The 19,810-nt window shown below is 61.5% G+C and carries 16 protein-coding genes; 6 read left to right on the top strand and 10 right to left on the bottom strand.

The window, feature by feature from the left end:
• Positions 1-31: 31 nt before the first annotated feature.
• Together BN60_RS09610 and BN60_RS09605 are read right to left on the bottom strand one after the other, a co-directional pair.
• Positions 32-1,183: an NAD-dependent epimerase/dehydratase family protein gene (locus tag BN60_RS09610; protein WP_043283781.1), complete on the bottom strand. Its 1,152-nt coding sequence runs from the start codon at positions 1,181-1,183 to the stop codon at positions 32-34.
• Between the two features lie 160 nt (positions 1,184-1,343).
• Complete coding sequence (locus BN60_RS09605) at positions 1,344-2,762, bottom strand: glycosyltransferase family 2 protein (RefSeq protein WP_020695824.1); 1,419 nt, start codon at positions 2,760-2,762, stop codon at positions 1,344-1,346.
• Positions 2,763-3,044: 282 nt separating this feature from the next.
• Between BN60_RS09605 and BN60_RS09600 the strand changes: the two genes are divergently transcribed.
• Complete coding sequence (locus tag BN60_RS09600) at positions 3,045-4,067, top strand: adenylate/guanylate cyclase domain-containing protein (RefSeq protein ID WP_020695823.1); 1,023 nt, start codon at positions 3,045-3,047, stop codon at positions 4,065-4,067.
• A gap of 9 nt (positions 4,068-4,076) precedes the next feature.
• Here the strand turns inward: BN60_RS09600 and BN60_RS09595 are convergent, their stop codons facing one another.
• Positions 4,077-4,355, bottom strand: coding sequence for a helix-turn-helix transcriptional regulator (locus BN60_RS09595; protein WP_245539821.1), 279 nt, complete (start codon positions 4,353-4,355; stop codon positions 4,077-4,079).
• Positions 4,356-4,763: 408 nt separating this feature from the next.
• Here BN60_RS09595 and BN60_RS30805 point away from each other — a divergent pair, with 408 nt between their 5' ends.
• Complete coding sequence (locus BN60_RS30805) at positions 4,764-5,642, top strand: hypothetical protein (protein WP_020695821.1); 879 nt, start codon at positions 4,764-4,766, stop codon at positions 5,640-5,642.
• Here the strand turns inward: BN60_RS30805 and BN60_RS29535 are convergent.
• Positions 5,565-6,143 (bottom strand): transposase, encoded by a 579-nt coding sequence (locus BN60_RS29535; protein ID WP_177324792.1) that lies wholly within the window; start codon positions 6,141-6,143, stop codon positions 5,565-5,567. The two genes, BN60_RS30805 and BN60_RS29535, sit on opposite strands and share 78 nt — an antisense overlap.
• A gap of 946 nt (positions 6,144-7,089) precedes the next feature.
• On the opposite strand from BN60_RS29535, the gene BN60_RS30800 reads away from it, so the two are divergent.
• The 4 genes from BN60_RS30800 (at position 7,090) to BN60_RS09570 (ending at position 13,237) form a co-directional block, all read left to right on the top strand.
• Positions 7,090-7,995 carry a hypothetical protein gene (locus tag BN60_RS30800; protein WP_020695820.1) on the top strand — a complete coding sequence of 302 codons (906 nt, stop codon included), beginning with the start codon at positions 7,090-7,092 and terminating at the stop codon, positions 7,993-7,995.
• A gap of 101 nt (positions 7,996-8,096) precedes the next feature.
• Positions 8,097-10,013 (top strand): hypothetical protein, encoded by a 1,917-nt coding sequence (locus BN60_RS09580; protein WP_020695819.1) that lies wholly within the window; start codon positions 8,097-8,099, stop codon positions 10,011-10,013.
• A gap of 35 nt (positions 10,014-10,048) precedes the next feature.
• A complete protein-coding gene (locus BN60_RS09575) occupies positions 10,049-11,869 on the top strand; it encodes a type I secretion system permease/ATPase (protein ID WP_202949796.1) in 1,821 nt (606 codons plus the stop codon).
• Positions 11,870-11,887: 18 nt separating this feature from the next.
• Positions 11,888-13,237, top strand: a complete 1,350-nt coding sequence (locus BN60_RS09570) for an HlyD family type I secretion periplasmic adaptor subunit (protein WP_020695817.1) — start codon at positions 11,888-11,890, stop codon at positions 13,235-13,237.
• 94 nt (positions 13,238-13,331) lie between these two features.
• Here BN60_RS09570 and BN60_RS09565 read toward each other — a convergent pair whose 3' ends face one another.
• Genes BN60_RS09565 through BN60_RS09540 form a run of 6 tightly spaced genes read right to left on the bottom strand, consistent with a single transcriptional unit; the run spans position 13,332 to position 19,746 of the window.
• Entirely contained in the window at positions 13,332-13,769 is a 438-nt protein-coding gene (locus BN60_RS09565) for a hypothetical protein (protein ID WP_020695816.1), read from the bottom strand.
• A gap of 18 nt (positions 13,770-13,787) precedes the next feature.
• Positions 13,788-14,585, bottom strand: a complete 798-nt coding sequence (gene ppk2, locus BN60_RS09560; RefSeq protein WP_020695815.1) for a polyphosphate kinase 2 — start codon at positions 14,583-14,585, stop codon at positions 13,788-13,790.
• 57 nt (positions 14,586-14,642) lie between these two features.
• Entirely contained in the window at positions 14,643-15,827 is a 1,185-nt protein-coding gene (locus BN60_RS09555; RefSeq protein WP_020695814.1) for an acetate/propionate family kinase, read from the bottom strand.
• Between the two features lie 7 nt (positions 15,828-15,834).
• Positions 15,835-16,614, bottom strand: coding sequence for an enoyl-ACP reductase FabI (gene fabI, locus BN60_RS09550; RefSeq protein WP_020695813.1), 780 nt, complete (start codon positions 16,612-16,614; stop codon positions 15,835-15,837).
• Positions 16,615-16,622: 8 nt separating this feature from the next.
• Entirely contained in the window at positions 16,623-17,579 is a 957-nt protein-coding gene (locus BN60_RS09545; protein ID WP_043283779.1) for a phosphate acetyltransferase, read from the bottom strand.
• Positions 17,572-19,746, bottom strand: a complete 2,175-nt coding sequence (locus BN60_RS09540) for a DUF3141 domain-containing protein (protein ID WP_051150253.1) — start codon at positions 19,744-19,746, stop codon at positions 17,572-17,574. The genes BN60_RS09545 and BN60_RS09540 overlap by 8 nt, the downstream gene beginning before the upstream one ends.
• Positions 19,747-19,810 lie beyond the last annotated feature (64 nt).

Raw genomic sequence — 19,810 nt, 5'->3', positions numbered from 1 at the left:
CCTACCGGGCTGGTCAGGGCGCGTAGCGGGGTCAGACCACCATCCGACCGCGTGTGAGTTCGGCCAGACTGCTCGCGGACCTGTCGACCGGCTTGCGGGCCGTCACGACCCAGCGAATGAGTTCCTCCATCCCGTCGTCGAATTCCTGTCGGGGTTTGAATTCGAACTCCTTCTCAATCCTCGAGATGTCGGCGAAGCAATGCCGGATATCGCCGACCCTGTACTTGTCCAGCACCTGCGGCGCGATGTTCTTGCGCAACAGGCGTGCCAGCGTACGCGCAATGCTGTTCACTGTGACGGACTGCCCACTGCCGACGTTGAAAGCCTCCCAGACGCGTTTGTCGCTCTCGAGTACCGTCGCGAAAGCTTCGGCAACGTCGCCGACATGCACGAAATCGCGTTTCTGTTCGCCGTCCTCGAATACAAGTGGCGGTTCCCCGTTCAGAAGCCGCGAAATGAAGATCGCCGCGACGCCCGTGTAAGGGTTGCTGAGCGCCTGGCGCGATCCGTACGCGTTGAAGAGGCGAAGCGCGACAGTCGGAATGCCCAGCGCTCGGCCGACGGTTAGGCACATCTCCTCCTGGTCGCGCTTGTTGATCGCGTAGATCGAAGCCGGATGCAGCGGCTTCCCCTCCTTCGTCGCGACCGGCTCGAGTGCTTCAGTCATCTTTCCGTCGCTTCGCGTGAGTTCCCACGCCCTGTGCTGGAGCTGTTCCTGCGTGCGCGGCGGCGGCGCGAGCGAGCCCTGCGTGGACGCCGAGCGATACTCGCCTTCGCCGTAGACCGACATCGACGAGGCTACGGCCATCCGTTCGACGCTGTGCTGGCACCTCGACAGTACGTCGAGGACGACCGCAGTGGCCATGGTGTTGTTGCGCGTATAGTCGACGATGTTGGTCATGCTCTGACCGACGCCGACCGAAGCCGCCAGATGGACGAGATGCGTCACGCCGGTGAGGCTGGACTCGAAGACTCCGTCATCGAGAATGTTGCCCTTGATGCGCCGGGCTTCCGGATTGAGATAGATCGGCCAGCCATCGGCGGCCATTTCGGCATCGCCGTGAACTTGAGGCAATAGACAATCGAGGACCGTTACTTCAAATCCGCGATCGAGAAGCTTGTCGACAAGATGGGATCCGATGAACCCCGCCCCTCCCGTTACCAACGCATGACGCCTGGACATGATTTAACGCTCCCTTGCAACACCCTCCCTTTGTCTGCCACATGCCGTACGCGTCGACTTTTGGATTTGAAGCACCTGCTATCCGACTTACGTCACCCAAGCCTCGGAACTTGGAACACCCACCGCATGCCAAAGGCCGACATGCGGTGGGCCGAATACTCTAACGCCGGAGTTCCAGCATAAGTGGCTCGTTGGCGTTGATCTTCTCCGTTCGCTCCCACACGAGGCCCTTGTCCTGAACATACATGCGATAGCCGATCCAGAGCGGCACGAGCCAGATCAGCCACCAGATGGCGAGCGACACCGGATTGACCCTCAGCATGTACCATAGCCGGGCACGCATGCTGGTGAGCACCAGAGCCGTGCGCTTCCATGTCGACCAGTACAGCGCCGAGAGCATCACGGCGTAGGTCGCAACGTTGAAGGCGGCCAGGCCAATCGTCCATTCGGGCATGACCGACGTGCCGTCCAGCCAGGTCCATAGCGCCCAGATGCCGATCGGGATACCAAAGGCGTTCAGGGACAGCGACAGGCAAGGCATGAAGATGAGCCACGCCTTGAAGCGCTGCCACCGCGTCATACCCATCGACCGAAGAGGCGAGCCAAGGCTCTGGAAGAAGCCTGCAACCCAGCGCTTGCGCTGCGTGATGCCCCTCATCAGCGTCGAAGGTACCTCCTCGATCAGCGAGTTCTCGATGATGCCGAGGCGCTTGCCGTTCACCCAGAAGCGCATGCCGACTTCGGGGTCTTCAATCGTCAGCCAGGGATGGAAGCCCCCGAGCGCGACGAGATCGGAGGCCCGGAAGATCGTGCCCTTGCCCAGCACCCAGTAGGGCTGGCGCCCATTGGACGACAGGTGCGGGTATTTCATGCCGTCCCAGGCCATGTGGTCGAAGGCATGCCACGAGGCCGCCATGCTGGCGTTGAGATTGCCCGCGACGTTCTTGGCTTGCAGGACGTCGTACCGGCGGATCCCGACCGCGGCTGCCAGCAGGTGGTCGCGCGGCGGGCAGCTGTCGGCATCGATATAGTCGATCAGGAAATCTTCGCGCCCGCCGACCTCCGCAACCATCGTGTAGAAGGCGTAGATTAACTGCCGCGTCTTCTTCGGCGGCAGGTCCCGATTGTAGGCGCGCTGCCCGCTGTGCCACCAATAGGCCTTGTCGTTACGCTGCCAGGCATTCCAAACGACGTGCCAGGAACGGTCGCTCGTCGGCGGCACCCGTATCAACTGAAGGAACGGAAACTCGCCCTGCAGCCGCTCGAGACTGGCAATGGTTTCGATGTCGTCGGAATTGGGAATCGCGATGACACGATAGCGATCGCGCGGGTAATCGAGCTCGGCCAGCGACGTGAGCGTCGTCCGCATCGTGGCTTCGAGTTCCTTCAAGACCGGATAGAAGAGGACGATGAAAGGAAACTCGTCGGGTTGCAGATACTCTGCCTCGTCCATGTCCACGCGGTTCACGGGGAGTGAGAAGAGGTAGAGATCGATCGCGAAGGCCATCAAGTACAGACCTTGTGACAGCACGAAGAGGCCGATCAGGATCGTCGGCAGAGTGATTTGATAGTCGATCATGACCTGAAGCGCCTTCCGCGCAGGACTGTCGTGGATGCCGGTGACATGGGGCTACTCCTCTTGCCTGAACGCTTTGAACGAATTCCGAGAGAGGTGCTGTGAGTCAAAAACGCCACGCAAACTCATCGCATCGACGGAGAAGCCTCAATGTCGCGCTATGCTCTGGTGGTCAAGATCGCGGTAGCTGATGTGCAGCATGGGTCCGCCAAATCCCATTGAGGGGACACGCCCCGGTTGGCTCTAAGTACAACGTAGCAACCGCGGCCTCCCGCTGGAGAGACGATGTCGGGAACCTTTACGTTGCCGCGCCGGTCATTCCCGATCATCGTCATGTCGGGTCTCGTATCGCTTTTGCGCTGGCTGATCCTGATCGCGATCGTCCTGCTGCTGGCGCCCCATGCCCTCGCCTACTTCGACAAACCGCATGGCTACGCGGTGACGGACTATGCTCTGCGCAAGCGAGACCAGATTCTGCAGTTCGTCGGGCCGAAGCTACGGGAGCAGATTCCGACCAAGATCGCTGGCAAGGACCGGACCGATTGGATACTGGTCGCCGGGTTGGCGGTCGTGGCCGTCGGCGTGGGGTCGATGCATAACCACATTACGAGCCGAGCAACTGCGCGGCAGATGCGGCGGCAGCTTCAGCGTTGGAAGGAGTCCATGCAGCTCGACGAGGGCACGCAGGCGGCCGTGGCGCTCGACAAGGGTTTCAAGAGCTTCGAAAACGCCAAGAGTGTCGATCGCAACGAGCTTCTGCGGGCCTTCGCCGAAGCCAAGAAGAAGCTGGATGCCTTCGGCCGCGAGGTGGCCTTCCTGTCCATCGACGTCGTAGGATCGACGGCCATGAAGGAACGCGAGGAAAACGCGGCCATACAGTACGACTTCGCGGAGTACCGAAAGATGGTCGAGGCCGTGTTCGACACTCACGGCATCCTGAAGACGGCCTGGACCCCGGATGGGGTAATGGCCTGCTTTCCGACGATCGACCAGGCAGTCCTGGCCGGCAAGGATGTCATCCTGGCGCTCGAGGCCTTCAATCGGAACGTGAAGCTGATGAGAGAAGATTTTTCCGTGCGCTGCGGGGTGAATGCAGGCTACGTCCATTTCGACGAGTCCACTCCTCTTGCGGCTATGTCGGATCGCGTCATCGACATAGCCGGTCATATGCAAAAGTACGCAGAGCCCAACTCGGTCGCAGTGGCACGCAAGGTCATCGAACCACTTCGCAATCCCGAAGGATTCGAGCCTACCGACAAAGTGGTCGATGGCTACGAAGTGGCTCACTGGATCCCAGGCAAAGCCTGACCTGATGGTCTAGGTTGCGTTGCCGGCTTCCTTGTTGCGGGCCTCGATCCGTTCCCGCAGCCACTCCAGTACTTCGCTCTCGAGCCAGCCAACCCGGCCTCGCGGTCCATCGCCCAGGCGAACGCGCTTGGGGAACTTTCCGGCATCCTCCAGGCGTTGAATATGCTGCCCGGTGTACAGAACCATCTCTTTCAGTTGCCGCTTTGACAGAAGCCGTACCATCGGCTCCTTCGCGGCCTCACACGACTGTCCGGTTGGTTGTAGCAATGGCTGTTGAACATTGGTCATGTTTGCTTCCCTTCACACCCTGTGCTCCCACCACAGGCGCTGCCGACCGCGCAATATTCGCACTCACGATCAAGTCCGGGGCCACAAACCCGAACATCCCAGTTAGAACATTAAGCTGCATCAGCGATGACGTCAGTTCAACCAATCTTGAACGACCCAGACGCCGAATGAGTTTGAAAAGGACTGGGAGGTGGTCGATGCCTAAAGCTTCGGCAAGTGCCTTCCAGCACAGCTGGACATCGCATTCGGTGTGTATTTATGTGGTTGTATGTTCAGCTAAGTGCTGCAACTCGAATGCCAATGCCACTTGTGCCATGTCTCTGTAGTATCTGTTTGGTGGCGGCATATGCATGAGTTCTGCATCGCTGGCATCGATTTGGTCGTTTTGGTCCATCGGGAAGCCGACACATGGCGCGCAAGAATATCTCGGCACATAGCGATGCGCAGTTCGCACTGTTTGTCGATCGAATGAAGGATATGCTCGACGGCGAGACAAAGATCGAATTCGAGGAGATTGTTCGCAGACTGGTCCGCGTGGTGGACAAAGGTTCGGCCCGCTCCAGCACCGACGAGCAAAACGACGACTCGGAGAGTATCAACCAGGACGGCTCACCGGATGTTGACGAAGCGGCCCCCTCGTCGCTCGGTGAGGCGGCCACAGACGTTCTTCCCGATCCACCGGATTTCAATGCGATCGAGATCGCTGCCCGCGAGACCGTAGCCAGCCGCGCCAACCTCATGGCCTTGATTGGACAGCTTGTCTTCAGCTCATCCAACAACGAGAGCCTGCTGATCTACATTCTGATGATTCTGCTGCAAACCGATGAAGCATCGGCGGCAATCGTTTTTTCAACGCTCAACACTACGCGGGCACGACTGGATCTCGTAACTCGCCTTGCCCGAATCAAGATAGACAATCGCGAGGTCCGTTCCGCCCTCGATCAGCTCATCAAGGATTTCAACGATACCAACCAGGTTCGCAACGAATTCCTTCACGCAATGTATACAGTGGATGGCAACGGCGCCATCACACACACCCAAACCATGCGGCTGGTAATAAAGGGGGGCAAGATCAGCTTCGGCCAGCAACACGCCATCGACCAGAAGCGTCTCGACGGCATTCTCAAGACATGCGCCGATCTGAGAAACCTCAACCGGCGCATCTGGGACATGTTGCCCCGGCTGCAGGAAGCCGTCAGGAAAGCCAGCTCACAGGGCCTCAGATCCAAGTCGAGCCGGAACGCCGCGAACGGTCTCGATATTGACCCGGACAGTCCTGCTGGATAGCGCAGGAGACAACGGGCGAGACGCCGGCAGGAAGCTCGGGTGCCGCGGGGCATCAATTGGTGCCGATCTTAGAACCGGGACCTGCTGTTTGCGCTGAGGTGCCTCATACTGAAGCTGAGCTGCCGCATCGCCGATGCGGCGCAGCATCGACGATGCCGTCTTGAACGATACGTTCAGAATTTGATGCAGATGGTACGGCCGCATCGGCTTGGTTCCACCCTCGGTAAGATAGATTGCTTGCAGCCATTTATGGGCAGGCACATGGCTGGAACTCATCAGAGTGCCATGTAGGACAGAAAAAGCCTTCCGGCAGACGTAGCACTTGTAGGTACCGACACGGGTCGTCTCGCCATTCAGCTTGCCGACCTTGCCGATGGTGCCGCAGCGTGGACAACACACGCCGTTGGGCCACAACAGCCCCTCTAGATACCGATGTGCACTCAACTCATCCGCGAATAGCGCAAGCGTTTCGCGGGCCTTGAAGTCCGGCCCTTGGTTCATGACCCCAACCCCAACCCAACCTTCGATCAAAGGAGCCCGAACCCCTCGGACTCCCAATTTCGACGTGTCCCACCACATCAAAATCGTCTTGACGTCTGTATAGCTTACTCGCTGGAGATTGTAATCCTGGGTCGCGTTTCTCCCAGGCTCGAAGCACCACATTCGGTCGCTATCACGAAAATGTCAGAAAGAAATTGCACTTCAGCGCGCCTGCGACGCACCGAGCTTTTCCGCTATTTCTAGATAAAACACTCGGAAAGCGAGTGTATCCTTCGGCGCAGTCAGCGGCCCCAAGCACGTAGACCCGCTCACCTCAGCTCAACGCGATACTAATAAAAATGCCGATAAATATCGGTTACTCGTGGGTCTCAAAAACTTTGAATCGAGGGTGGCGATTGTCCGGTTGAGGCCGAACCGGAATAGGCAGACGCTTCTACTGACGACGAGACGGTCAAGAGCGCAATCTCTGGTTGTCCATCGCTCTTAGGGAGAAAAACGCAACACAATAATCGGGCGAACGGTGACAGTCCGACTGCAAACCGGAGGCGATCCACGCGATCTCGGCTCCGTCGGCCAGATCCGATCTCCGCCATCAAGGGCCGTCTGCCTTGGGGGTAAGGACCTTCGGCAAGCGCCACATCAAGACTTTGCCAACGCCCGATCCGGCCGGGGAAACCCAGCCAGCCCGGCGGCAAGGCGAGCTTGGGGACCTGCAACCACTGCTCTCCCTTGGGAAGAGAGCAAGAACTGGAAAGGAGATCAGTCATGCCACCCCGCTGACCTTTCTGAACTGCTCGCTTTCTGCCAGCGCGATGCGGCCGGAGGCGAAATCTCAAGTCTTTCTTTTCAAATCGACGTCACGTTCACGGTCGATGTTCCGCACACAGATGAATAGCGGGCATGAGTGTGGCGGGGCGTCCTCCAAAGATCACTTACGGAGACACACATGCCTAACGACAACAATCACAGCAACGATCCGAACGACATCCAGGCTCAGTTGCAGGCGCAGCTCGAAGCCCAGGGCCAGCTCCAGGGGCAGGCCCAGGGTCAGGCCAATCTGCAGGGCCAGGGCCAGGGCCAGGGCCAGGCCCAGGGGCAGAGCCAGTACGAAACCCAGGCTGCCGTGCAGGCTGTCGCTCAGTCGGTCGACTCGGCCAACTCGAACGGCAATGGCAATCTCAACGGTAACGGCAACCTGAACGGCAATGCCAATGGCAACGGCAACTGGAGCGAGAACCACAGCGAGAACAGCTCCGCCAACGTCAACGGCAACGTCAACGCGACCTCCGACTCGATCGAAAACACCGTCGACAACACGGTGAACAACACGGTCAATACGACAGTGAACGTTTCGGTCGATCTTACGGGTCTCGACCTGGTGCCGGAGATCTCGGCCGACAATCTCGACGGCATCTTCTTCCAGATGCCGGAGACGGTCGATCAGGCCGTCAACGGCTCGGGGACCAGCAGCATCTTCAACCTCGACCAGGTCAACAACCTCGTCGACGCCGACACGCTGTCCAACCCGACCGTATCCTTCGCTGGCGGCGGTGGCGAGAGCGGATTCGGCTGGGGCCATGACGATGCCGGTGGCACGTCCTTCTCGATGAAGGCTTCGGCGGACGGTGGCTATGCAAAGATCGAGGATGCCACCTCGTCCGTACACGACAACGCCCCGGCAAGCATGGTGGCCGACGCAACGGCTTCGATCACGCAGGATGCGTTCACGCAGAGCATCGTGATGGGAGCGAACATCCAGTTCAACCAGGCGGACTTCAGCGTGGTTGGCAGCGATGTCATCACCACGGACAGCGGCGGGCTGGGCGGCGGTGGCGGCGGCCACCACGGCTAAGGCGGCTTAGGGGCTCGCCCGGCTTCGGCCGGGCGAGCTTCTTCTTTCTCTCATCATGACAATGTGCCGTTTGCCGGGGCTTGTCTTGGCGAGGATCCAGCATGCAGCTCGAAACCAAGAAGAACTACCTCTCCTTCTTCAGTGGCTATCCGCGGATCGCCCTCGAGCCACATCGCGTCCAGATCGACTATGAAGACTTCTTCCTTCGGCCGAAACGCTTAGACGATGCGCCCGCGGCCCGTCTGTCAGCGCACTCCCCCGCCGAGCTTCCCGAGCTCAGTGTCGGCCGCTCGCCGCAGATACACGATCCAGGCCCCGACGCTTGGGATCCCCTGCACCTGGGCGCGCGCAAGTTTCTTCCCCCCGCAGCCCCGTCGCTGCATCTGCCCGGCGTTCCCCAGGCCCCCAAGCCTGTCGATCCGCATGCCAGCAGCCGTAGTGGCGGTGGCGCCGACCTCTATCGGGAAATCGAGGTCAAGTACGACAACAAAGGCGATCCACTCGACCTCCGAGCAACACAGATCAACACGCTCCACGACGACGACATCGTTATTGGCCCCGACGGAGAGAGCTCCCCGTGGCCGCATCATCACACGGCCAGCCTGCACGACCTGGTACACACGGCCGAGGCGCAGATCCCGGAAGCCTATGTCGGAGCCGCCGCCACGCCCGAGTCCATCGTCGCCACCTTGCAAGCGCTGGGGGACCATTCTCTGCCGGCGGTGTCGGCACCGATGCAGCCCGGCGTCACTCTTGACGGCGTCGTCCTTCCGGCCGATGCAACTCCGCCGAAGGGGCCGGCAGATCTTGTGCCCGAGACGCCGACCGACAGCTCGGCAAACATGGCCGTCATCCATACAGGCGACAACCTGGCAATGAATTTTGCCGGGATTGTCGACACGCAGGGCGCGATCGGGACCCTCGTGGTCTTGGGCGATAGTTATAGAAGCGACGTCGTCGTCCAAACCAACGTCCTTGTCGATCAGTCGGCAATTGCAGGGACCTCCGACACCGCCGTGATCCAGGCAGGTGGCAATGAAGCCAACAATGTCGCGGAGTTCATCCAGACGCTCGCCCACAATCCCTATGAGATGGGCTACTTCGGCGGACTTCAGTGGAACATCGATCGCGTCACGGGCGACTACTACAACGTAAAGCTCGTCACGCAGACCAACGACATGCGGGACAACGATCTGGTCCAGCACACGGCCACCGATCACTACAAGATGATCGAGACCGGAGCCAACGAGCAGATTAACGAACTGACGTCGATCCAAACCGGCGCCCAGTACGACCTGACGATCGTCACCGGAAGTCACTATTCGGCGAACTGGATATTCCAAACCAACGTACTGCTGAACAGCGACTATGTTCAAGTCGACGAGGGGCAAGGTGGTTCCGGCACCGAGACGGTCAGCACGGGCGCAAGCTGGCTGACGAACTCGGCGACGATTGCCGACTACAGCGGTGGCTCCTCAGCGCTGTCGTCGGACATGCGCTCCTTGGTGAGCGATCTGCAGCGTGGCGAGCAGACCCTCGACCTCGACAAGGGTTTCGTCGTGCCGGGCGACGGTAGCATGAAGCTGAACGTGCTGTTCATCACCGGCAACTACTACGACTTCAACGTGCTCACCCAGACCAACATCGTGAGTGACAGCGATGTGGTGAAACAGACATTGGGCAACGGCGAGTCGGGCTATGTGTCCACCGGCAGCAACTCGCTGTCGAACGAGGCCCTACTCGTCACGCTTGGCCCGCTCGGCGGCCAGCACGTCGGCGGTCAGCAGTACTCGGAATCGGTCCTCGTCCAGACCAATATCATCACCCAATCGGTGGACATGCTGTCGAGCAAGAGCAGCCTGGTTCTCAACGATCCGGCAAAACTCGCCCCCGAGGTGGCGGCTTTGATCCAGCATGGCGCGGCAGCGGCAATGCCCGTGGAACACTCCACCACGCCGATGCCGATGGAGACCGCCGCGCACATGACGTCAGATCCTCTGAGCAGCGTTCTTTCATAATTTAGAAGCAGTGTGGGAAAGCCATGAATGTTGCTGTGCGTACTCCTCCGGGTGGCGAAGACGAACCAGCATCGACGCCGTCGGCCGGTGCACCGCCCCCACCGCCCAAGCCGCCCCTGCAGCGGCGCTCCTCTGACAAGGAGTTTCGCGAGGTGCTGGGCCGAGGCCTGGCGATCGTGCGCAAGAGCCTCATTACCGTTGCCCTCTTCTCTTTCGCCGTAAACACGCTGGTTCTCGCCGTACCAATCTATCTCTTCCAGATCTCGGATCGCGTGCTGACCAGCCGCAGCATGGATACGCTGGTGATGTTGACGATCGTCGTCATCGCGGCGCTGGTCATGCATGTGCTGGTCGACATCGTCCGCCGCATCATCCTGATGCGCACGGCGGTCGAAGTGGAAAGCAAGCTGGGACCGGCGGTGCTCAGCGCGGCAGCAAAAGCCTCGCAGAATGGTTCGAGCCGGGAATTCCAGGTTCTGGGCGATCTGCAGCAGCTCCGCAGCTTCATTACGGGGCCCGTGCTGCTGACCATGCTCGATGCTCCGGTCACGCCGCTCTACCTGCTGGCCGTCTTTCTGGTGCACCCCTATCTCGGCTTCATCGTCACGGGAACGGGGTTGATCCTGCTGATCATCGCCTACGTGAACCAGCGGGTCACGGCAGGTCCCTTCTCACTATCAAACACCTTCGGGCTTCGAGCCACGCTCCAGGCGGATGCGATGGCACGAAATGCCGGCGTGCTGAACGCCATGGGCATGGTGCCGGAAGCCGTGCAGATCTGGGGGCGCGAGACACGGGAGTCGCTGAAGACCCAGGTCCTGGCGCAGGATCGCAACATTATGCTGGCCGGCGTGTCGAAGCTCATTCGCCTCATGACGCAGATCGCGTTGCTTGGCGTCGGCGCCTGGCTGGCCCTGAAGGGCGATCTGACCGGCGGTATGATGATCGCATCGTCGATCGTCGCCAGCCGGGCCCTGGCCCCCATAGAAGGCACCATCGAGGGTTGGCGGAGCTTCGTTCAGGCGCGTACGGCGTACAACCGCATCCGCGGTCTTCTCCAGAGTTCGCCGCTCAACTTCGAGCGCCTGCGCTTGCCCCGGCCGCACGGATTGCTCACCGTCGAGCGTGTCCTCTACGTGCCGCCGCCGAACAAGCAAGTCATCTTGAACGGCGTGTCGTTCCAGCTCAATCCCGGCGAGTCCATGGCCATTGTCGGCGCCTCCGGCACCGGCAAGTCGACGCTGGGTAGGATGCTGGTCGGCTCCATCTTCCCGACGGCCGGGTCGATCCGGCTCGACATGATGGATCTGCGCAACTGGGACCCCCGGCAGTTCGGCGAGAGCGTCGGATACCTGCCACAGGACGTGCAGCTCTTTCCGGCAACCATCAAGGCCAATATCGGCCGCATGCGCGAGGATGCCTCGGACGAAGCGGTGTTTGCCGCCGCCGAACTGGCCGACATCCACGAGATGGTTTCGAACTTCACTCTCGGCTACGAGACGCCAATCACCGTCGACGGCAGCCCCCTTTCCGGCGGCCAGAAGCAGCGAATCGGACTTGCTCGTGCCTTCTTCGGCGACCCGAAGCTCGTCGTCCTGGACGAGCCGAACTCCAATCTGGACGTCGCCGGCGAAGTTGCCCTGGGCAAAGCGCTGATACGGGCCAAGAAGAAGGGCATTACGGTCGTTGCGATCACCCAGCGCCCCGCTCTCCTGCGCAGCGTGGACAAGATCATGGTGCTGAAGAATGGCACTGTTCAGGCGATGGGCAAGCGCGACGAAATCCTGCCGATGATCAGTGGTCAGGCAGGCAAGGCCGTGGAAGGCGCCAACATCCTCGACAGCCTCCAGGGCTAGAAGCGAAGGAAGTCGATCATGCAAGCCGTAAACCCAGAAACGGATTGGTACGACAGCATCTCCCGGTCGAGCCGTCGCGCCAGCCTGTGGGGCGCCCTGCTTCTCGTTGCCTTCATGGTGGTGTTCGGTTTCTGGGCCGGCGTCGCCCTGATTTCCGGCGCGATCGTCACGGCCGGGTCATTCGTCGCCACCGGCGAGAACAAGATCATCCAGCATCCCGACGGCGGCGTGATCCGGGAGATCAAGGTACGCGAAGGCGACCGCGTCGAGGCCGGCCAGATCCTGATCGAACTGGACGATACGGCCCCCAAGGCGGAGCTGCGACGGCTCGTTCTGCGCGAAGCACGGCTCGAAGCGATGCGGATCAGGCTTCAGGCCGAGGCCATGCGCAAGGACGATCTGCAGTGGCCGGATAGCATGAAATCGTATCTGGACGATCCCGAGCTGGCCTCGATGCTCGAAGTCCAGATGAGCACCTTCGTAGCGCGTCAGAGCAACATCCAGAGCGAGGTCGCGTCTCTGCAGGAGAGCATCAATGCCCTAGTCCAGCGCATCGACGCTGGAAAGATCCAGATCATGAATGTCGAGCGCCAAGTCGCACTGTATACGGAGGAAATCGACAGCAAGTCGCAGCTGGCCAACAGCGGCCTCATCCGCCGGTCGGAGTTGCTGACGCTGCAGCGCGCCCACGCCGGCTCAAGTGGTGAAATCGCTCGCCTGCTTGGCGAGGTCGGAGATGCCCGCGATCGGATCGCGCGGGCCAAGGAACAGATCAACGGCGTCTACAGCCTCGCCGTGAAGACCGCGATGGAACAGCTCCACGAAACGCTCGGTGAACTCCAGGACGTTCGCGAGCGCATTCGATCCGCACAAGCGGTCCTCAATCGCATCCAGATCGTGGCGCCTGTGCGCGGTGTCGTCGTCAAGATGCGGTATCACACGCCCGGCGGCGTGGTCGAACCTGGTCGCAGCATCCTAGATCTCCTGCCGGTGGACGAGAATCTCCTGATCGAAGTCCGCGTCAGGCCGCAGGACATCGATCACGTGAGGGTCAATCAAGAGGCGACCATCCGCTTGAACTTCATGAATGCGCGTTCAACCCCGATGCTCACAGGCACCGTGATCTACGTGTCCGCCGACGCCGTTCCCGACCGTGCCGGCTTCAATGCAAGCCTCGACGGCACCAATCGCGACGTCTATCTCGCGCGCGTCCGGCTGGATCAGGCCGAATCGGGCAAGATTCCCGGATTCCGCGCCATGGCCGGCATGCCCGTTGAAGTGTTCATCCGGACAGGCGATCGAACATTCTTCGAATACCTGACCAAGCCCGTCGTAGACAGCTTCCAACGGGCATTCCGAGAAATCTGACGACGGGGATTTCCTCAGCGCCAAGCCCTACCACCGGCGTCACGACCGGCAAAGGCAAGGCGGATCGTCTGCCCCGGCCACGGTGCGCCCGTCCTCAGCCCCAGCTGAGAAAGACCCCCACGTCGCCCGGCATTCCATTCGGATAGTTTATGATTTCGTAGCGGATGTGATATCCGCGCGGCTGGAGCTGGCGTTTCCAGAACTGGAAGATTTCGTTTGGAATCCCCGTCAGTGTCTTCTCCCAACCAGCTTCACCCTGGTTGATGGCCCGCCCATTGTCGGTGCAGAGCGTGTGGGGAAAACGAAAGACCTGTACCGACATCAAGCCGTTCTCCACCGCACGGTTGATGATGATCGACGCCTTTTCCATGACTTCTTCGTCGCTGAGGCCCGACGGTTTGGTGAGGTGGTCCAGAAGTTCCGCCCTTTCCCGCTCCTCGGCCTGCTGCCGTTTCAGTGCTGCCGACGCTTTCGCGCCCTCGGCTTCGGCGATCTTCGCCTGTAGTTCCTTTACGGTCAGGAGCTTGGCCATCTCGACTCTCCTCGATTCTCAGAAAAGTTCCTCTACGAAGTGCCGGCCCTTGAGCGTCGCCCGATCGTCGTATTGCCGCTTCTCGGAACGCGCCGGCAGCTTGGGCTTCGCCTTGTCGATGCGCTTGTAGGGAATACGGGACAGAATATGCGAGATGGCATTCAGCCGTCCGCGACGCTTGTCGTCGGTGCGTACGATGTGCCACGGGGCATCGTCCGTATCCGTATGTTTCAGCATCAGGTCGCGCGCGCGCGAGTATTCGTACCAGCGCTTGTAGGACTCGAGGTCCATGGGACTCAACTTCCACTGACGGATTGGGTCGTCGATTCGCGCCGTGAAGCGCCTCTCCTGCTCGTCCTGCCCCACTTCGAGCCAGAGCTTCAGCAGGCGGATCCCGCCGTTGACGATAAAGCGTTCTGCAATTGGGCAGTTCTGCAGGAAGAGTTCGTGCTGCTCTCTCGTGCAGAATCCCATCACGGCCTCGACGCCAGCGCGATTGTACCAGCTGCGATCGAAGATCACGATTTCACCGCCGGCCGGAAAGTGCTGCATGTAGCGTTGAATGTACATCTGGGTGCGATCGCGGTCCGTCGGCGCGGGCAGAGCGAACACACGGAACACGCGCGGACTGACGCGCGCCGTAATGGCCTTGATCAACCCGCCCTTGCCGGCGGCATCGCGCCCTTCCAGCACGATGATGACCCGCTCGCCGGTCGCTTTGATCCAGTCCTGGAGATAGCAGAGCTCGACTTGCAGCTTACGAAGCTGCTTCTCGTAGACCTTGCGTTTCAGCTTCTCCTTGTCGTCCTTGGCCATGACGCCCTCCCCATCTCGAAGCCTATCGCCGCCTGTCCGACCTGCCCTTGATATTCGTCAATCGGCCAGAGCTTCACGGGTATAGTGAGCGATCATGCGCTCCTCATCGGTTGGAACGATCCAGGCGGAAACCGTCGCACCGGCCGCGCTGATGCAACGACCGCCCTGCTCATTGAGCCTTTCGTCGAGTTCCAGGCCCAACCACCGGCATCCCGCCACGATCTCCGCCCGCGTCGCGGCATCGTTCTCGCCGATGCCGGCAGTGAACACGATCGCGTCGATTCCTCCCATGGCCGCGGCAAGCGAGCCGATCTCGCGAACGATCCGGTAGACGAACAGCGCAATCGCCTCGCCTGCTTCCGGCGCCTTGGATTGCCGGAGCGTACGCATGTCGGACGAGAGGCCCGATACGCCGAGCAGGCCCGATCGCCGGTAGATCAGGTCTTCGATCCTCGCGGCATCGAAGCCGCGCTCCTGCAGGAGATAGAGCAGCACACCGGGGTCCAGCGCGCCTGTGCGTGTTCCCATCATCAGGCCGTCGACGGCCGTGAAGCCCATGGTACTGGCCACGCTTCTGCCGTCGCGGACGGCGCAAAGGCTGGCCCCATTGCCGAGATGGGCAACGACCAGCCGCGCCTCTGGAGCAAGCGTCAGCGTCTTCCGCACCTGCCGCACGACATAGTCGTAGGAAAGGCCGTGAAAGCCGTAGCGCCTTACGCCGCTTGCGGTGATCTCCCGCGGCAGGGCGAATTCCTGGGCAAGCGCCGGCTGCGTTCGATGGAATGCCGTGTCGAAACAGGCGATCTGCGGCAAATCCGGCGCCGCGCCCGCAATCGCCGCGATCGGTGCGAGGTTGTGCGGCTGATGCAGTGGCGCCAGGGGTACGAGCTTTGCCAGGTCGGCCATGATCGCCGCATCGATCCGCACGGGCTCCGAATACGCGGTGCCGCCGTGGACCACCCGGTGCCCGAAGGCAAGCACGGGCCGGCCGTTCAGCAACTCGCGGCCCATCGTCATGATCTCGGCCGTCGCCGAATGGTGATCGAGGCCGCCCTCCGGCCAATGTCTCTCGACGACGGTCACGCCCGCCGCATCTCGGGCGATCAGATGCGGAGCAAGGCCCAGCTTCTCGATCTGGCCGCGGAACAGCAGGTTCCCGTCAGGACGTGCGTCGTAAAGCGCGAACTTGATGCTCGAAGAGCCCGCATTGAGGACGGCGATGCAGCCCGGTGTCGAGGCCATGGTCGGCTCAGGCCACGATGTTCGTGCCGCCGTCGACATAAACCGTCCCGCCGGTGATCCGATGGGCGAACGGTGTCGCGAGGTAGGCACAGGCGTAGCCGACATCCATGATGTCGACGAGTTCGCCCAGCGGCGCTTTCTTGGCCGCCTCGTTGAGCAAAAGCTCGAAATCCTTCAGACCGGACGCCGCCCGTGTCTTGAGCGGGCCGGGCGAGATGGCATGCACCCGAATGCCGCGAGGTCCCAGCTCGTAGGCGAGATAGCGGCACGAAGCCTCCAGCGCCGCCTTGACCGGCCCCATGACGTTGTAGTTTGGCACGACGCGGCTGGCGCCGTAGTAACTCATGGCAAACATCGTGCCGCCGTCCTTCATCAGCGGCACGGCAAGGCGGGCCATGCGAATGAACGAGTGGCAGGAAACGTCCATCGCCTTGGCGAAGCCCTCGGCCGAACAATCGAGCAATCCGCCGCGCAGGTCGTCCAAGGGGGCAAATGCAATCGAGTGCACAAGAATGTCGAGCCTTCCCCACTTGCGTGCGACTTCGTCGAAGACGGCTTCGAGCTGCCCGGGCACGGCGACATTCAGCTCCGCCCTGATCGGCGCTTCCAGCTCGTCGGCTAACGGTTCGACGTAAGTCCGTGCCTTCTCATTCAGCCATGTGACGGCAATGTCGGCCCCGGCGTCGCGGAAGGCGCGGGCGCAGCCATAGGCAATGGACTGGTCGTTGGCGATTCCGACGACCAGTGCCTTGTGGCCTGTCAGCACCGGCCGGATGGCTTCTCTCATGGGCGCCCTCACGATTTGACAGCCGCAGCAGGCGTCCGGCGCACCGCGGCCACCAGACTGGCCACCGCGCAGGAGGCCAGTCTGGTCGACAGCGAATCGGCCCGACTCGTCAGAACGATCGGGACGCGGGCACCGAGCACGATCCCGGCCGCGTCCGCCGAAGCAAGAAACGACAGGCTCTTGGCCAGCATGTTCCCGGCTTCCAGATCGGGTACGATGAGGATGTTGGCCCGGCCGGCCACAGGCGAAACGATCTGCTTGATGGCCGCCGCTTCGGCGCTGATGGCATTGTCCAGCGCGAGCGGCCCGTCGAGCACCCCGCCGGTGATCTGCCCGCGATCGGCCATCTTGCATAGGGCGGCGGCCTCGACGGTCGACGGCACCTTGGGATTGACGGTCTCCATTGCGCTGAGGATCGCCACACGAGGCACGTCGATCCCAAGGGCCTTTGCGAGGTCGATGGCGTTCTGCACGATGTCGACCTTGACCTCGAGCGTCGGCGCGATATTTACGGCGGCATCGGAAATGATCAGCGCCTGATCATGCGTCGGCACATCCATCACGAAGCAATGGCTGATGCGCCTGGCCGTCCGGATGCCGCTGTCGCGCGCCACGACCGCTCCCATCAGCTCGTCGGTGTGGAGACTGCCTTTCATCAGCGCTTCGGCCTTTCCGGCCCTAACCAGTTCGACCGCCTTGACAGCCGAGTCATGACTATGGAGGGAATCCACCAGCTCGAAAGCGCCAATGTCGATCGAGGCACGCTGCGCCATGTCCCGCACCCGGGCCACAGGCCCGACAAGGATCGGCTTGATCAGGCCGATGCGTGCAGCTTCGCTGACGCTCTCCAGCGATACGGCATCGCAAGGATGCACGACCGCCGTTGCCATCGGCGGGTGTTTCTGGGCGGCCGCGATCAGCCGCCGGTACTTCTCGTGTGCTTGAGACGGTAGGAGATCAGGCATGCTCCGTGCCCGATGTCGATTGCGGCTTGATGTCGAACAGCTCTCCGATGCGCTGCAAGCGCCGTCTGCCTTCCTCCGGCAGACCGCCGCTTGCCATGGTCACGTCCTGGATGGCCTGCCAGCCAATCCCGCGTTGACGCTCGTCGCGCGGCAGCAGCCGGGGAAGCGCCCCGATTGCTCTCTCCTCATCGGATCGGAGCAAAAGGTACTGGTCGCGAAGCAACATCTTGGCTTCGCTGCGGCCGAGACGCCGGTTGGCCGGCTGAACCTGCCGGATGGCCTGCAAGGCGGCGAACCCTCGCTCGTCGACGGCGTGTTCGGGCATCCGGACATACATGATCGACCGTATGACGGCTTCGGCCAAGCCTCCGACGTCGAAGCGTTTTTCGAGGTCGACCTGTCGGCGCGCGGTATTTGCCTCCCGAACCAGATCCCTGTTCGGCCCGGTCGTTCCGGTTCCAGGGCCGAGCCCCACGAGCGACTGCAGCACCGGCGATCCGTAGGTTGTTAGGAACGACGCTTCCGTCATGGCGTCGCGCGTGAGCCTGTAGTTCTCCCAGCAAGTCGAGATCCATGTGGAGGCTATCTGCTCCCAGACAAGCAGCGGGTTGTTGGGCGCAACCGGCTTGCGATCGGCGCGAACGGCCGCAGCCAGTTCCTTCACCGGACGCATCGCCGGGTTGCGATCGGAGAAAGCCGCAAATCGCAGCCGGTTGGCATGCATCTCCCGCAGCAGATCCGCCGATTGCTGCGTCGTCATGGCCCGGACCGCGGGCTGCAGCATCGTACGGTAGAGACCGAGATTGACCTCCGATACGCGCGCCACGGTTGCAAATCGGCGGTCATCCTCCGGGCTGTTGGCGCCCAGCGCACGGATATCGTCGATGGTCCGTGCTTCCAGCCGAAAGAGATACTTGCCGTGGATGAGGTCCGGGCGGTTCGTCTTCTCGTCGACCTCGGTGATCACGGCCTCATACAGACCGGGCGGCAGCATGTCGATCATCTCCATGCAGGAAGCGAACTCGGCATGCTCTTTGGTTGCAACCTTACCGGAAACGAATATGCCGAGATGCCCGATCGTTTGATGCAGCGTGTAGACGATTGTCTGTCCATTCGCGACGATGTCCTGGTCGTCGGCATAGAGGTCGGTGATCCAGCCCAGCGCCTGCTGTGGCGGTGTTATGTTGTCGCCCCAGGAGCAGAGGACGACGATGGGCGACTGGATGTTGCGAAGGTCGATGTGCGCGCCGTCGGAAGTGCGGATTTCGCCCGACGTCAGCTTGTTGCCGACGAACAGATTATCGGCGATCCACTGCATCTCGCCAGCATTCAGCAGGACCGGGCTTCCCCACCAGGTTTCAAAGTCGAGAAAGCGCGACGTCTCCGTATCGACCTTCGAGTAGAGGTTGTAGGGCTTCTGCCAGTAGGTGTTGGCAGGATTCAGCGATTCGAAGTTGGCGACCAGGCTTGCCCCATCGAAGATGCCATTTCCGAGATCGCCGGCGAGCGCCGTCAGCCATGTCCCGCCCAGCGTACCGCCCAGGTAGCGCATCGGGTTGCGGCCGCGCACCCCGGCCCAGTAGGAAAGCGGCGATCCGGCGAGCACCAGAGGCCCGCACAGCTCCGGGCGCATCGCGGCCATCATCATGATTTGCCAGCCAGCCTGGCAGTTGGCGACGATTACAGGCTTGCCCTCGGCATCGGGATGCAGGCTGGCCACTTCCTCGAGGAACGCGGCTTCGGCGGCGCAGACATGCTCTACGGTCTGACCCGCCACTGGAGCCGGCAGGAAGCCGATGAAGTAGCAAGCATGACCTGCGGCCAGCGCGACGCCGATCTCGCTCTCCTGCTTCATGCCGCCGATCCCGGGTCCATGCCCGGCGCGCGGATCGACGACGACGAAAGGCGGCTTGAGCGGATCGATCACCGTGTTCTCCGGTGGCACGACCCACACGAGCACGTAGTTGACTGGCTGCGGCAGCGTCCGACCATCACGCACGACCTCGACTGCAAAGCCCAGTACATTGGGGGCCTCTTTGCCGGACTGCTCGAAATAGATGTTACCGCGCTCGCGCAGCGCGTCGAGCGTCAGGATCGACCGCTGCCAAGCGTCGAGCCAGTACTCGTGGAAGAAACCGAGGTTGGGCGGTGTCGACACGTTGCCTATCCGGAATTGAACGCCGGCAGTATCGTCGCCTCCCGCACCCGCGTCTTGATCTAAGTCAAGAGCG

Origin of the sequence: Reyranella massiliensis 521, from assembly GCF_000312425.1 — a bacterium.
In the GTDB taxonomy this organism is placed as follows: Bacteria; Pseudomonadota; Alphaproteobacteria; order Reyranellales; family Reyranellaceae; genus Reyranella; species Reyranella massiliensis.
The sequence above is the reverse complement of the archived record's forward strand: the minus strand, read 5'-3'. Positions and strand labels throughout refer to the sequence as shown.

What these genes read in the sequence shown, in the direction of transcription:
- BN60_RS30800 (WP_020695820.1), top strand. Translation starts at nt 7,090, where the DNA reads ATGCCTAACGACAACAATCACAGCAACGATCCGAACGACATCCAGGCT.
- BN60_RS09605 (WP_020695824.1), bottom strand. Translation starts at nt 2,762, where the DNA reads ATGATCGACTATCAAATCACTCTGCCGACGATCCTGATCGGCCTCTTC.
- BN60_RS09545 (WP_043283779.1), bottom strand. Translation starts at nt 17,579, where the DNA reads ATGCCTGATCTCCTACCGTCTCAAGCACACGAGAAGTACCGGCGGCTG.
- BN60_RS09595 (WP_245539821.1), bottom strand. Translation starts at nt 4,355, where the DNA reads ATGACCAATGTTCAACAGCCATTGCTACAACCAACCGGACAGTCGTGT.
- ppk2 (WP_020695815.1), bottom strand. Translation starts at nt 14,585, where the DNA reads ATGGCCAAGGACGACAAGGAGAAGCTGAAACGCAAGGTCTACGAGAAG.
- BN60_RS30805 (WP_020695821.1), top strand. Translation starts at nt 4,764, where the DNA reads ATGGCGCGCAAGAATATCTCGGCACATAGCGATGCGCAGTTCGCACTG.
- BN60_RS09555 (WP_020695814.1), bottom strand. Translation starts at nt 15,827, where the DNA reads ATGGCCTCGACACCGGGCTGCATCGCCGTCCTCAATGCGGGCTCTTCG.
- BN60_RS09600 (WP_020695823.1), top strand. Translation starts at nt 3,045, where the DNA reads ATGTCGGGAACCTTTACGTTGCCGCGCCGGTCATTCCCGATCATCGTC.
- BN60_RS09610 (WP_043283781.1), bottom strand. Translation starts at nt 1,183, where the DNA reads ATGTCCAGGCGTCATGCGTTGGTAACGGGAGGGGCGGGGTTCATCGGA.
- BN60_RS09565 (WP_020695816.1), bottom strand. Translation starts at nt 13,769, where the DNA reads ATGGCCAAGCTCCTGACCGTAAAGGAACTACAGGCGAAGATCGCCGAA.
- BN60_RS09580 (WP_020695819.1), top strand. Translation starts at nt 8,097, where the DNA reads ATGCAGCTCGAAACCAAGAAGAACTACCTCTCCTTCTTCAGTGGCTAT.
- BN60_RS29535 (WP_177324792.1), bottom strand. Translation starts at nt 6,143, where the DNA reads ATGAACCAAGGGCCGGACTTCAAGGCCCGCGAAACGCTTGCGCTATTC.
- fabI (WP_020695813.1), bottom strand. Translation starts at nt 16,614, where the DNA reads ATGAGAGAAGCCATCCGGCCGGTGCTGACAGGCCACAAGGCACTGGTC.
- BN60_RS09570 (WP_020695817.1), top strand. Translation starts at nt 11,888, where the DNA reads ATGCAAGCCGTAAACCCAGAAACGGATTGGTACGACAGCATCTCCCGG.